The organism is Sphingomonas sp. SAFR-052 (assembly GCF_051965015.1).
Classification (GTDB): Bacteria; Pseudomonadota; Alphaproteobacteria; order Sphingomonadales; family Sphingomonadaceae; genus Sphingomonas.
The window spans coordinates 85,267-99,024 of sequence record NZ_JBQCMO010000006.1 but is presented as its reverse complement, the minus strand read 5'-3'; the positions used below and the strand labels follow the sequence as shown (position 1 = coordinate 99,024).

The 13,758-nt window shown below is 63.0% G+C and carries 12 protein-coding genes; 6 read left to right on the top strand and 6 right to left on the bottom strand.

Annotated features, from left to right (window positions below):
- Positions 1-19: 19 nt before the first annotated feature.
- The 5 genes from ACTHQV_RS11845 to ACTHQV_RS11825 form a co-directional block, all read right to left on the bottom strand.
- On the bottom strand, positions 20-244 hold the full coding sequence (locus ACTHQV_RS11845) for a PaaI family thioesterase (RefSeq protein ID WP_440490503.1): 225 nt from the start codon (positions 242-244) through the stop codon (positions 20-22).
- The gene (locus tag ACTHQV_RS11840) at positions 220-567 is read right to left on the bottom strand and encodes a hypothetical protein (protein ID WP_440490502.1); all 348 of its coding nucleotides are present in this window, start codon (positions 565-567) and stop codon (positions 220-222) included. The genes ACTHQV_RS11845 and ACTHQV_RS11840 overlap by 25 nt, the downstream gene beginning before the upstream one ends.
- A gap of 472 nt (positions 568-1,039) precedes the next feature.
- Positions 1,040-1,714: a hypothetical protein gene (locus tag ACTHQV_RS11835; RefSeq protein ID WP_440490501.1), complete on the bottom strand. Its 675-nt coding sequence runs from the start codon at positions 1,712-1,714 to the stop codon at positions 1,040-1,042.
- 877 nt (positions 1,715-2,591) lie between these two features.
- Complete coding sequence (locus ACTHQV_RS11830; protein WP_440490500.1) at positions 2,592-3,611, bottom strand: hypothetical protein; 1,020 nt, start codon at positions 3,609-3,611, stop codon at positions 2,592-2,594.
- 207 nt (positions 3,612-3,818) lie between these two features.
- Positions 3,819-5,003 (bottom strand): hypothetical protein, encoded by a 1,185-nt coding sequence (locus ACTHQV_RS11825; protein WP_440490498.1) that lies wholly within the window; start codon positions 5,001-5,003, stop codon positions 3,819-3,821.
- A 360-nt stretch (positions 5,004-5,363) separates the two neighbouring features.
- Between ACTHQV_RS11825 and ACTHQV_RS11820 the strand changes: the two genes are divergently transcribed.
- From ACTHQV_RS11820 to ACTHQV_RS11795, 6 genes are all read left to right on the top strand, one after another.
- Positions 5,364-5,735: a hypothetical protein gene (locus ACTHQV_RS11820; protein ID WP_440490497.1), complete on the top strand. Its 372-nt coding sequence runs from the start codon at positions 5,364-5,366 to the stop codon at positions 5,733-5,735.
- Positions 5,736-5,790: 55 nt separating this feature from the next.
- The gene (locus ACTHQV_RS11815; RefSeq protein ID WP_440490495.1) at positions 5,791-6,126 is read left to right on the top strand and encodes a hypothetical protein; all 336 of its coding nucleotides are present in this window, start codon (positions 5,791-5,793) and stop codon (positions 6,124-6,126) included.
- Between the two features lie 518 nt (positions 6,127-6,644).
- Positions 6,645-7,409 (top strand): hypothetical protein, encoded by a 765-nt coding sequence (locus tag ACTHQV_RS11810; RefSeq protein WP_440490493.1) that lies wholly within the window; start codon positions 6,645-6,647, stop codon positions 7,407-7,409.
- Between the two features lie 523 nt (positions 7,410-7,932).
- Entirely contained in the window at positions 7,933-10,191 is a 2,259-nt protein-coding gene (locus ACTHQV_RS11805; RefSeq protein WP_440490492.1) for a DDE-type integrase/transposase/recombinase, read from the top strand.
- On the top strand, positions 10,191-11,183 hold the full coding sequence (locus tag ACTHQV_RS11800; RefSeq protein ID WP_440490490.1) for a TniB family NTP-binding protein: 993 nt from the start codon (positions 10,191-10,193) through the stop codon (positions 11,181-11,183). The genes ACTHQV_RS11805 and ACTHQV_RS11800 overlap by 1 nt, the downstream gene beginning before the upstream one ends.
- Positions 11,184-12,034: 851 nt before the next feature.
- Positions 12,035-13,081, top strand: a complete 1,047-nt coding sequence (locus ACTHQV_RS11795; RefSeq protein ID WP_440490489.1) for a hypothetical protein — start codon at positions 12,035-12,037, stop codon at positions 13,079-13,081.
- 185 nt (positions 13,082-13,266) lie between these two features.
- On the opposite strand, the gene ACTHQV_RS11790 is transcribed toward ACTHQV_RS11795, so the two are convergent.
- Positions 13,267-13,479: a hypothetical protein gene (locus ACTHQV_RS11790; RefSeq protein WP_440490488.1), complete on the bottom strand. Its 213-nt coding sequence runs from the start codon at positions 13,477-13,479 to the stop codon at positions 13,267-13,269.
- Positions 13,480-13,758: the final 279 nt, after the last annotated feature.

Here is a 13,758-nt window from a genome sequence, read left to right as displayed (position 1 = left end):
TCAACCGGTTTTGATCGATCTACGCTGACGCTGGCGGTCGCAAGCTCAGGATCGAAAAGTTGCCGCCGGCATGAACCGTCATGGCACCGCGCCGGTCGACCACCTCCCCCGAGACGCAGACTGTGCGACAACCGACGTTCAGCACACGCCCCGTAGCCGTTACGGGCGTGTTTCGGGGGTCTATCGGTCGGATGTAGGTCAGCGTGAGATCCAGGGTCACTACCGCGCTTCCGACCGGCAACATGGTGTGCGCTGCGGCCCCATCGCCGTGTCGGGCATCGTCGCGGCAACTCCACCGTGGAGCATGCGCAACGTGTTCTCGAGCGAGGCCTCGTAATCGAGCATCATCGCAATCTCGCTTGGTTCGGCGACGAGCCATCGGCGGGGCTGGCAGCGTCCCGTCGCATATTCCCCGCGTGATCTCCAGCCGGACAGCCCGGCCGTCAGCGGACCCGCCATGGCCGCATCACGCCAATGAACGGTCCGCTCCCGGAGCGCATCGGCGGGAATGGGGAACTCGACGAACGGCGCCAGCTGGGCACCTTCGTCCTCGCTGGTCGACGACATCAGCGCGCCTCCCGCCACCCTTTGGCCTCCTGAACCTCCGCTCTTCCGTGCCGGCGATCGTAGAGGCACTGATAGCTACCCTTCTCCCGCGAACCAGACTACTGCCGCGTGGAAGAAGACCCATCTCGGTCCCGATGCGATAGAGATGGGATCTTCCCGGAGCGAGCGCCTGCAGTCGGGCACCTACGTCGTCTACGCAGACGCCGCGGAAGGTGCCGTAGCGCATGGGAGCTTCAGACAGTTCTCGAGAGCTGGGGTCAGGTACGGAATGCGGCCTCCTCAGGCAGTCCTGTAAAAGAGCTGGTCCCTACAACGTCACACATCGCGCTCGGGACGGTCCGGATCCGCCTGGCAGGAAGTGGCGGACTCGTCACGATCCGGCTGACGCGCTCGCATTCGATGCCGAGGTTCGGATCGCGAACCTGACGTCGCGTAGGATCTACCGGTCGCCTTATAGACGAGGTCCCGCCGCTCAGGTCTGCCCGTTCCGACGTCTGATGGTGTGACAGTCGCGCCGAAAGGTTTCGTAGCTGAAGAGAGGCAGCGGTCGGTCCGGCCTGCAGTAGAAGCGGTGGCCGCCTTCGTTGACGACCCGAAGTTCCGCCATCGCCCGTTCGTAGCCTTCCCGCATGCTGCCGCCGCCGGCGCTTACCCGGACCGCATGGTGACGGCAGAGGCCGCGTGCCACCCGCGCGGGGCCGGAGTTCCGTCGTGTATGTCGGACCGGCGGGTGGGCGCCGGATCGGGGGCCGCGCCGGCGCATCGTCCGCCAGCGCTTGACGCTGGCCGGGTTAGCCGCTTCGCCGAACCGCTCCCGATGAGCATCCGTCCAGTTCGCGTGCAGCGCTATGGCGATCGCCTTCGTGCCGTTCGCAACACCGAGGGAGTCGAGCAGATCGCAGTGAGCATCTATCCGTTCGGTCGCAATATAGGGCTGCCTCGCCCTCTGACCATCGTCGGGCCGCGACGGCTGAGCGCTGAACAGGATGGTCCTCCCCCCGCTCGCCGGCGTCTGAAGGCATATGGATTTGCAGCGGAAGGGAAGACACTCGTCCAGAGCGCTTCGAACGGCTTTCTCAATGGCTGCCGCGTCGATATTCGCGTCGTGGATAATCAGCGTGATGCTGGAATGTGACAAATACCCCATGCAATCTCCTCGGTAAGGATCCAGCTCGTACCGCCAGCCGCAAGTAAGATGGCAACCCACTATTGATGGTCAAGCCTGTTCATCACAAACAACTTAAAACGCTTCTTAATTCCATTTCGTCAAACCAACCGTTTTGCATCATTGATAAGAATGTTATCTAGCCTTGTAGGCTCATGCTTCGCCACTGCGTCGACCGCAAGATGAATACGTGCCATTTGCGACTACCGCACAAGTGGCAACCGCGAGCGCCGCGACGCACCCGGGTGGCGAGGCAAGAGGATGCTCCCCGACCGAACGAAGGCAGGATGCTGGAGCGCGGACGCGGTGATGCGATCGAGCAGCAACAGTCATCGGGCCGGCCGCACAGGCGCAGTCAGTCAGCACGTGGCGGCCGGGAGAACGGCAGCGTTGACAGTCCGGAGCGCTCAGCGGCGGCCTGAGAGCTTCGATCCAAAATAGACTATCTGCGTACGGAAGCTGCTACGAACGGGGGTGCTTCAGATCATTCGGGCCGAACGTCCTCCTTGCTGCGCTTTGTTCGCTGAGACGGCAGATCAGGTAGGGCTTGGGCTCCAACTGCTCGCACGGGGCGCCGTATTCGACGCCGCCTTGAGAGCGTATGCCGAGCCGCAAGCGCGTCGTTCTCGAGCCCGAGCAGAGGATGGTCCAGGGTTGGCTAACCCGTCCGATTTCGGCATCGTCGAGGCATAGGTCGGACGTCCGATCATCCGGATAGGTCCCGGAAGAGGATCTGGCTCGTGGAGTCGCCGGTGATCGGCGCGGAACCGTGCCTTAGGAGCCCCGGCTAGCGGGCGCTTGTGGAACCGCGTTGCCTCCGTGCCGTCACCATGGCTGAATCTGTCGCCCGAGAGTGACGTCAGTGTTGCTGGTATGGCGCGCGGTTGGCGACGAGGATCTCAAGGCGGCGAGCCAGCGATGTCTTCGCCTCGTCGTCGGCCACAAGAGCGCCGTGCGGACCTTCGAAGGCTCCCTTGAGACGCCTCCGCACCATGGCCTCGGCGTCCTCGAGCGATACGTCCGAGCCGCCTTTCGGCACCCTGACGGTGCGTCCATCGGCCAGACGCGACGTCACGTCCGGCATCAGCTTGAGACCCGCCGGGCGGTCGCCGATAAGATTCGTCACTTCTCTCCAGGACCGGGGCCGGGCTGGCGTGAAGATCAGCGGCAGGTCCGTCTCTACGAGCGCCGCCTTCAGCTTGGACCAGTCGTCCTCCGGTCCCGCCATGACGCGGAACTCGGCCGGCATTTCGGTGCGTGGGGCGTCGGCGCTGAGAAGCGCGTCGAGAACCGCTCTGGCGCTGCTGAACGCATCGGGCGGCGAGAGGGAAAGCGCCACTCCGAGGACCGTCGGCCGACGTCGTATTGCAAGGACAAGCCCAAGCACGGGTGCGACGACCAAATGCCCCGCTCTAACGGGCAGATTCACCGCGCAATGGGTGACGAGGATGTCCAGCACCCCGTCGGGACGAAGGCTCCTGGCGCGGCGGATCTCTCCGATGAGCACCTTCATGGTCCGCATGCCGGGCAGTTCCACGCCACGAATCTCGGCCAGACGTTCGGCGCGCGCCATGACTGCGGTCATTGATCCGGTCGGCGATCCGGCCTCGGCGTCGCTTATCAGTCGGCGCTGCTCGTCTGTAGGAGTAATGCGGTTCTGCGGCTGCCCTGACCCGACCAGCGCGTCCGGCCGCCCCGTGCGTCGCCAGGCGCGGAGGAAGTTGTAGAACGACACCTCCGACATGCCGAGCTCCGCGACCGCTTCCGCACGCGTCACGCCGCCGGCGATATAGTCCTCCAGTATGCCGATCCTGCGGACGATCTCATCCCGTCGGTGCGGGGCGACCTTCGAGAAATCCAGCCTGCTAAATCTGTCCATTCTGCTTCTCCTTGATCGACGTGGCACCTTGTTCCCCCGCAGGCGCGGAGAAGGCGGTCGATGCTCAGTTCTGGTTGGCGGTCGGGTGACGCGGCGCGCGCGTAGGCGACGGATGTCGCCGGTGGGGCGCGATCCGACGTTGCAAAATCGTCTATTGGAAAGGGCCGTCCGATGCGGGCTATGCTTCGGACGAGAGGCTTTGTCCGATCAGCCTTTGCGAAGAAGCAGATCGTTCAGCGTCGATGTCATCGTGCCCGTGCGGTCACCGGCATCGAGGAGCGGCAGTCGCGAGTCGCGCAGCATGTCTATGATCGGACGGTTATGCGCGATGACGGACTGGGCGACTCTCGCGCGAATCGATTGATGGTCGAGAATGTCCCTGCCGAAGGCGCGGACGTTCGCCGCGGAAGTATTTTCCGAAAGCGTCGCCCGTGGGATGATTTTAATACGTCCCAGGATCGGCCCGATTACGTCGGTGACGAGACGGCCGAACCGGCGGGCGCCGGTCGTCGCGACGTGCTCCTCGCCTGCTACCGACACCATTCGATCGACGTGATGCCGGTCGAGCGGCGAGACGGGGTCGGGTACCACGGCTTTGATCCAAGCTGCCGGCGGGCCTGGAACGTCGAGCCCGCATCGTCCGATATACCACCGGGCAGCCCTCGTCGCCCTTTGCTGTCCGACGCAGCCGCCGACGTCGAGAACGGGTCGGGCTGCCAGGATGAGCTGGGTGGTCTCCTCTATGACCCAGGCGATCTCGACAAGTTTCAGGGAGCCGTCGGAACCGGACGCCACGAGAGATACCGCACAATAGTCGATAAGGATGCGGAAGCCATACCGTGCTGCAAGAACGTCCGGCATGTTCCTGGCATTCTGCCTGAGATGCCGGGCTGCTGCATCCAGAGTGTAGGCAGGTATACGTGCCGACTGCTCCTCCTGGATGAGCTTCGACAATCCCCTGATGGACCGATCGGCTAGCTCGAAAGCGCTGTTTTCTGCAGCCAACTTCCCCAGAGTACCTAAAGCTCCTACTCCCCTCGGCTGACGGGTCGGCCGGCCGGCGTAGCCGCTGAGGAAACCAAGACCGGACTTTGCCCTGCCTCGCCAGAGCTGTCTGAGGCGGTAAAAGTTGGGACTGGAGACATCCGCTAGCCTGCTGGCATCGCCGACGTGCAGGCCCTCCTCGTTCCGCAGCAAAGCTAGGAGGCGGCGGAGCGCCTGTTGCCGCTGCACCGGGCCGAGCGCGCTTAGGAAGTCGAATTCCGACGAAGACGGCGCGGCCGGAGATAGCGCGAGAATAGCGTCGAGCTGCAGCGTCCCGGCCACGGCGCGAGCCTCCAGCTCCGCCCGGATCGCCGCCTGTTCGTCACCGTCCTCTGCTTGCAGCCGCATCTTCGTTCCCGTTGTCAACCTTGCCCCATATCGATCCATGCTCCGCTCCGTGCAACGCGGCTCTCCCCGGAATCGAGGCGCAGCAGGCGTGTTAAATTTTATGAGCATCGTACTTGAACGCCCATTTTTAGTAGTTAGATTATTTGAGCATTACGGCGAGGAGTGCGGGATGACGAACCTGCTGCACAAGGTCCCCGACGGCTAGTCTCACTTGATGGTCCGGCCTGAACGCCGCGGCCACGGCTGTCCAACGCCGCTACGACATCATGACTCGATCAGATCACACGAACGACGTCCGAAGCCGGGGTTGCAGACCGTTCGGTGGCGATGGCGCGCGTTCGAACGCCAGGGAGAACCTACATGCTTGATACCTTCCCAGAAAAGCTGACTCCGAACACGATCGTCCGGGACGAGGATGCCACCCACGCCGAGATAGAGGACTGCGGCCTCTATGTGGATGACCTCGAGTTGCTCGAGACGATCGAGGCGATCGAGACCGGCAGGCCCTTCCTCGTCCATGACCAGGCCCTGATGTCAACCGGCAGGGACGCCAAAGGGGCGATCGTCGCCATATCGATCGACCGCACGATCGGCCGGATCAGCATCCGCCGGCGGGAGCTCTCCATCACCCTCATCTATGCGCTTCTCTGTGAGAACGCGATCTCGTTTCCGTGGCGATGCGCGTCGGAAATAAACCGCAGGACCTGCCGTTCCGAAGCTCGTGCGGCCTGAGGCGCGGTCTGACTAACCCTTCACCCTATCATCAATCCTTCCGAAGGATCAGGACATGATCACGCTGCACTACCGCCGATTCAAGCGTTTGGTCTCCAAAATGAAGCGAACGATCCGCGATGAAATTGATGTCGATTTTCGACAAAACGTGGTCGAGAAGGCGATCATCGCAGGATTCGACTTCGAGCACATGCATGCGATGCTGTCCGTTCTTCCATGTCAGGCGGAATGGAATGGCAGGGCCTGCGCCGAATACCTGCATGGTAACGGATTTCTCGGGCGGGAGGACGCCAAGCAGGCAGTCATCTGGCTGGAGGAGGATCTTGGCTTCCTGCTGTTCGACGACGAGCGGCACGACGTCGAGGGCGATGGCAGGCCCCTTGCCGCCTGAGCAATCGCGATCCGGACCGTGGGCTTCGCACCATTCCGCTCCCCGCCCAAGGCGTGACGACGTCGGAAAGGACGTCGCCGCAGGTAGCGGACATGGCCTGCCAGCACGTTGGCTTGCCACCCGCCGTGGTCCTCGTCGAACGGGCGCTTTCAAAGCCATTGTCGAATTCGATACGGATCCACAGGACCGAGAAACCTGCGGGATTTTGAAAGATGGCGTGGAACGTCGCTTTCAACCCCCTTCGCGATCCGAGACGAAGCAGCGCTGAAAGCAGCGCCACATCACCAGGCACGATTGATTGCGATCGACGGTCGTCGGCGCCGCGGTGCCGACGGTCTGCCTTCTAGCCACGCACGGTCGCTGTTCGGGCGGCACCATACTTCATCAACAGCAGGAGAATGACGATGAGGATCCTAAGAGACGTTCCTCCTCGCAACCGGCGTGCCCGCGATCCGCGGCTCAGGTCCGAGGGCAGAACGCGCAGAACCGCTGGAGGCGATCGCCGGTGCGACCGGTTCGTGACGCCTGTCCCGCAGATCGCCGAGGACGCCATGCTCTACATCGTCAGGCCAACGAAAGGGGAGGCCATTCGAACGTTGATGTCGGGCACGAGCTGGACGCCGAACGCCGCCTACGTCTCGGTCCGCAATCGGCGGACCATCCCCACCGAGGCCGCGACCGCCCTTCTGGCCGCGCAGGTCGACGAGGTGGACATAGGCACGGTGCGCAGCTGGGCTGAGCCGATGCGCGTCGAGCTGCACACATCGGAGGGCCGTTGGTCGACGATCGTGGATCGCGCGCGGCAGAAGGAAGACGGCCGCCTCCAGCTCTCCGAGCTCAAGTCCGACTGGGCCGGCTTCGCGACGCCGCGCGCCCAGGTGCAGGAGAGGCTCGGTCGCCTCGCTGCCGGAGCGCTGGGTGCGGAGTACGTCCGGGAGGTGCCTGCGTCGCTCGGCTCGCCGACGCTGCGAAAGAACGCCATCCTCATCCAGTGCCGCCGCTTCGTGCCGGTTCCGCTGCGGTGCGGCTACGTGGCGGCCGACATGTTCGACCGTCTGGGTACCGTGTCGCTCGGCCGCCTCGCCGACGCCCTCGCGCCGAACAGGGCGAACGGGCGGGCGCTCATCTGCTCGATGATGGTGCAGCGTCTGGTCGCTATCGATCTCGAGGTACCGCTCGGAGACGACAGCTGCGTCCGGGCGGTGCCCCCGCTGCCCGAGCACATGCCTGGCCTCTTCGACCTGCTGATCCGTCAGCGCCCTCAACTGCACCACGCAGCCTGACTTGTGTCTCCTGCTGGAGGATCGCAAAGTATGAGCACTTTCAACGAGTGGCTCGTGCCCGGGAAGGCGGGCCCCGATCGACGACAACAGGTACGACTGTGTCAGCGGCGTCGGGTTCGATCGTCGCCGCGGCGGAAGGTTGCTGCTGCGCCCCTGCGGCGTCTGCGACGAAGACCTGATCGGGCATACCGTATCCGCAGATCTCGAGGTCCTCGCTGGTCTCGACGCGGAGGGCCTTGTCTCGTCGCCGCAGGTTAGGAACGGGCATCCGAGGATCGGCTGCGTCCCGAACTGATCGCCATCTCGGATCGGATCGAACCGGACCAGGCAGTTTCCGGCAACATAGGCGGCAGAGACTTCGGCCCAGTGGCGTAGCGTCGACGCCTCGACGTCGTGATCCCACCGGAGCGCCTCAGAGCATCCCTACGAAATCGATGAAGACCGGACGACTTCCTCGTGGCGTCGCCGACGGCGCGCGTGCGCCTTCGCCGACGCCACCCAACCTTTTCACAGGAGATCGACAATGGATGAGAATGCCGATGCCGCAATCAACAACCTCTTTGGCAAGGTCTGTGAACTGGACGGCGGCCGCCGGATTCTGATGAAGAGGGTCTTCGCCGATGGTCTGCTCGAGATCGAATGCCTGCGTGAACATCGCCAGCTGAAGGTCCAGGACGAGGTTACCGGAGAGATGCGCATCCCGGACGTGCGCTGGCTTGAGGACATGCTGCGCATGGGCCGGATCCGCACGCTCGACGACATTCCTACAAAGACCGCCGACGTCAGCGCCCTAGAAATGGACCGCGACCAGATCCTGGAAAAGGACCCGTTTGCGGAGGTGAGGCGCGACCTGCTGCGAACCCTTGCCGAGAAGGGCCTCTCCGGCCACGATCCGAAGATCGGGGGTGAACTGGAAAGGCTCTGGAAGGAACGCTTCGAAGCCAAGGTCGATGCCATCGCTCTCCTCCGCCCTGACGTGGTGCGGATGAAGCGCCCGAAGATCAGCACGATACGTACATGGCTTAGAAAGCTCGACCCGCTGGTGGCGACGCTTGCCCAGGTCATGAACAAGACCGGTTTGGGACCAAGGCGACCCCGCCTCGATCCCGAGGTTGTGGAGGCGCTCGGCGAAGCAAAAGCCTGGTTCTACGATCAGGCCGGTCGCAAGATCGTCGACGCTCGGCCCGAGCTGCGACGCATCGTTGACATGCGCAACCTCCGCCGTGCGACGGAGAACCTGCCGCCTCTGAACTATCCTTCCGACGAGACGCTCCGGCGGACCATCGCCGCCGGGCTCAACCGCGACAGCTATGCGCGCAAGTACGGAGAGAAGGCAGCACGGGCTCGTTGGGATGGAAACGGCAGGACGCTGGCCTCGCCCAAGATCCTCGCCGTCGGGCTGATCGACGACACGGTACTCGACGCCGTCGCCGTTTTCGACGCCGACCGCGGCATGCCCGCTGGCCGTCCCTGGCTGACCGTAATCATGGACGTCTACAGCCGGGCCATCCTCGGCTGGATGCTCGACTTCGTTCCGCCAAATCACCACACGGCGGCAGAGACCTTGCGCCGTGCCAATCGCCCCAAGAAGATCCGCCCGCAGATCGCGGCGAGGCATCCCGTGCTAGCCAGGATCAACGGAAAGCTCGACGTCCTCATCGCCGATAACGGCACTGGATTCGCCTCGTCCGCCTTCCAGCAGGTCTGCGCCGACGTCGGCATCACGCTTCAGCTGGCCGCGGTCGGCAGCCCACGCGCGAAGGCCATGCTGGAACGATTCTTCTTCACCCTTAGAAGCTACCTGCTGGAGAAGCTGCCGGGCTATACCCACACGCCCAAGCTGCTCGCCGAATTCGGGATCAATCCGGAAAAGGAGGCGGCGCTGACGCTCGGCGAGCTCCGGTTGCTGATTCAGCTCTTCATCGACGCGTATCACATCACCGAGCATTCTTCGCTCGGCGTACCGCCCGCGCTGAAGTGGCAGAGTTCCATGGAAGTCCATGGCCGCGACATGATCCTCGACGAGCGTCAGTTAGACATCGCGACCGGCGTGACGCTCCACAACCGACGCCTCTACCGGGGCGCGATCCGACTTTTCGGCCTCGTTTTTCGCGATGCGGCGGCCAGCCGGCAACTCAACGACGACCTGGTCGGCGCCGAACCTCACCGCAGGAGAGTGAGCAGCGGTGCCGCAGTGGCCACGGTGAGGCTAAAGTACAATCCTGCAAATCTGCGATCGGTACACGTGTGGAATCACGTGTCTGGCGCATGGGTCGAGCTGCTCTGCACTGATCTCGAGTACTCCGATGGCCTTACGCTCTGGCAGCACCGGCAGATCCAGGCTTGGGCAAAGCGTCGCAGCTTGGCCTTCACGACAGTCGAGGAACGCATGGAGGCTCGCCGTCAGCTCAACGAGCTGATCGTCGAGCTTGCACCCGACATGCCCGCCCGGGAGCGGCGCGCCGTCGCACGGATGACGGGGGAGCCGCCGCAGGGGGAGATCTCCGTCACGCTCCACGAGGCCGAACCCACTCATGCCGGCAACGCCCCGATCATCGAGCACCGCACCAACGAGTATCGCGAGGACGCTGACATGAAGCCCGATCGGCCAAATCTCTGGAACGACGAAGGCTCTCCACGCGGCGACGACCTCGACGACGAGGAGGAGGAGTATGCGACCGTCGAGAACGGAAACGATGTGCAGAAGATCGACACCGGTGACGATCCGTCGCCGATCGAGGGCAGTGACGATACGGATAGCGGCTTTGAGGAGTGGAAGTGATGGATGGCAATCGCACCCAATTCGTTGCCGATGACTTCCTTCCGAAGACGGGCAATCCCTGGCCCGACGACGGCCTTTCCATGCTCGCTGCCGAGGCGACGATGCTCGGCACGTTCGACGGTATCTACATCTTCAACCCGCGCCATCTCCCCGTTTTCACCTCGGTCGAGCAGCTCCGGTTGCTCGGTCTCGCGCAGCCGGGCGGTCGAAAGCGGGCGCTCAGGATTCTCGCGCCATCCGGTTCCGGCAAGACGACGACCATCAAGCAGTATGCGCAGAAGGTTGCGGCCCGGCTCACCGACGCCGAGCGTTCCTGGAGGCGCCCCGTCGTCATCCTGTCGATCCATCCCAAGATAAAGGTGAAGGGCTGGTGGCTTGCGGTCCTATCGGCGCTCGGAGAGGAGATGTACAGGCCTAGGGACACAGAGGAGACGGTCCGCCGACGTGCCTACGAGGCGATCGTCCGGTTCGGCGTCGAGGTTCTCGTCATCGACGAGAGCCAGCATCTCGCCGTGGGCACGAAGATGATCGGCGAAGTCACAGACCGGCTGAAGAGGTTCCTTGACGACGGCATCGTGCCGGTCGTTCTGATGGGTACGAGCGACGCCCGGACGATGCTCGAGAGCAACCTCCAGCTGTCCAACCGCATGATCCCGCCGGCTGACATCGTACCGTTCGCGGCGAACGACGATAAGGATCGTGCGGAGCTTCGGGGCTTCCTCAAGCGGTTCGACGCCGCAATGGTGGCAAATGGTATCATGAAGGAACCGGCAGGCCTCGACGACCTTCTCGTCTCCGCCTGCCTAATGCAGATAAGCAGCGGCGTCCTCGGACGAATAGTAAATCTCCTTCGGGTGGCGGTCGGACGAGCCTACCGTCGGGGGGCTCGTCGTATCGAGCTCTGCGACCTTCAGGCTGCGACCGCGAGCTGGGCCGTCAGGCAGGCGATGGTCGTTGAGAACCCCTTCAAGTCCGCAGGAGACGAGCAATGAACAGCTCATCCATGCCTGGGCTGCCCACAGAACCCTCACCATACCTTGGCGTTCCTCGGGTGATGTGGTCCTCCGACAACGTACCAACGTACGCGAGTCTGCTAGGGATCATCGCCCAGACTTGTGCCGACAACCATCATGAAAGTACCTCATCGACGCTCGATGCGGCTGGCGCCAACCACCATCAGGCGTTCGATATCGCAGTTAGCGCCGTGGTCGATCCGGAACGGCTAGCCCATGTCCTTCGGCTTCCGGTAGCCGACGTACGGCCACGATTTCATGCCCGCATAGAGCGTGCCAAGGGACCACCGCTCTATTGCTTCTTCGGCGCGTCCGTACCGCGCTACGATCTTCAATTCCGCCGACGGTGCGTCTCGCCATCGGCATTGGCGGAAAGTGCCTATCACCGGGCAATCTGGTGTCATTCCCTCGTTCCTTTCTGTACGGATACGGGCGAGTGGCTGATCGACGAATGCCCCCAATGCCACCGCCGCCTGGGGTGGTACCACACCAACGGGGTTGCACGGTGCGACGATCGTAAATGTGGCTTCGACCTGCGGACGGTGTGCTGCGCTCGGGTAGACGACGAACGCTTTAGGATAGCGGGACCGATCGCGCGGCTACTAGATCCGGATCCGTCGGTACACGAACCGGCGATGAAAGCGCTGCCGAGGCCCTTTCACGATCTGGACCGAGGCGCTGCATTCGAGCTTGTCTGGCGGCTAGGTCGACTTCGCGTGGTCGGGTCACGTCCACGCGACGTGCACTGCAAGTTGGACCGGGAGGAGATCGTGGACACGATGTGCGCAGGGGCCTCGTTCCTAGGGGAGTGGCCAGCGTCACTGGACGAAATGATCCGAGACGCTGCGAACGAGAACGCCGACCGGACACTTTCGCTACTTAGAACGCTTCGCGGGTTTCGTGTTGACGCGACTTGGCCTGAACATCGTCACGTCCTCGAAGAAGCGCTTCCCTACCTGAAGAAGCGGGATCGCGCCATTTTGCTGGAACTGCGCGACGACATGACCGATGGCGAAGAGGCGGCTCGCCTTCTCGGCGTGTCTTTCGGATCCCTTGCCGACATGAACCGCAAAGGTCTGCTGCCAGCGCAAGGGATGACAGGGGAACAACGTCTTCATGCCGTCTTCAGCCGCGCGACCCTCTGCGAACTAAGGTCACCGCTCAGGGATCGGGCAGTGCTTGGGCGTGGTGCCGAGCGTGTGGGGGTCTCCGTTCACGGCATCGAGCAGCTCATATGCTCGGGTGCAATCACAACCGTTTCTGATCCTTTGGTCCAGCGCCTCTACCAGGCTGTCCAGATATCGAAGGCGAGTGTCGACCGGCTGGTGGGTCGGATCGAGTCTGGTCAAGGACTGGGGACGAGCGAGACGGATTGCGTACTGCTACGGCACGTCCTGAAACGTATTGGGGGACGTGACAAGCCGTGGGGCACCATCATCAGCGCGCTGTTCGACGGGATCGTTCCATACGGCATAGCGACAGGTAACGGCTCGCCTGTCCCGCGCATCTTCCTGCGGGCCTGCGACGTCGCGAACCTTCCGTTGACGACATTCAACGAAGCGGATCACGCCTTTCCCTTTTCGACGACAATGACGCGGAGGGACGCGCAGCAGGTTCTGAACCTACAACCCAAGCAGATGGGAAGAGCGCTACGGAACGAGCTTCGGCAGGCGATCATGCCGAATGGGGACTTGCTACGGGACCAGATCATGCAGACCGCACGTCTACGAATCAGCGCGGGCGAAGTCCTCGCTCGTTGGGGCTCAGGACGCCGGCTCCCGAAGCCGCTGCTGGACGACATCAGCTTCCCGCGGCTCGGCGCAACCGGATGGGATCGCAGGGACGTCGAAAGGGGACTGGGGCCGGACCGTAGCTAGTAGTCGCCTTACGTTTGAGACGTGCGTCATCTACAGAAGGAGAAGAACATGAAAATGATGCCTACGTTTCACACGGTCGCGCATATCAGCGCCTTACCCAGTCGCTTCACGACATTCTCGATAGGAGATACGGACGGCCTCTGCCGCTCGAGGTCTGCTGCGCGGTGATCGTCTGCGGTCTCGGCCTACGGGGGAAGTGCGGCAATATCGAACGAACCTATGTCGGGCTCCCTTGGAGTTCGTCGGCGGCGCTCTACCATCTCGCCGGTCTTGGACACGTCTTCAATCCTCGCGTCGCACTCGAAGCGATCAAGCGTCTGGAACAGTGTCACGTCATCGACAAACGCCGGATCGACGACGTGCCGGTTGAAACCCGCCGCCGAAAGATCCTGCGTCATAGGACGACGAAGCGGTCTGGAACGAGGGTCGCTCTACCTCGAACGGTGCCCGCAAAACATATCCGGCTCTACCAGAAACAGGCTTCCAATGTTTGAAGCAGACGTGATCTGCTTCTCAGCAGCACCGTTAACCGATGCCGCAGCGACGTCTGCCTCAGAACCTCTCTGCAGTTGCCCTCGTCCCGAAGAGCCACGAAGTAACCGATGCTGCGAATCGTTCCCATGTTTCCAGCTCATTCCGGACGTCAACGCGTAAAAGCTTCACGCCATGACGGAGCT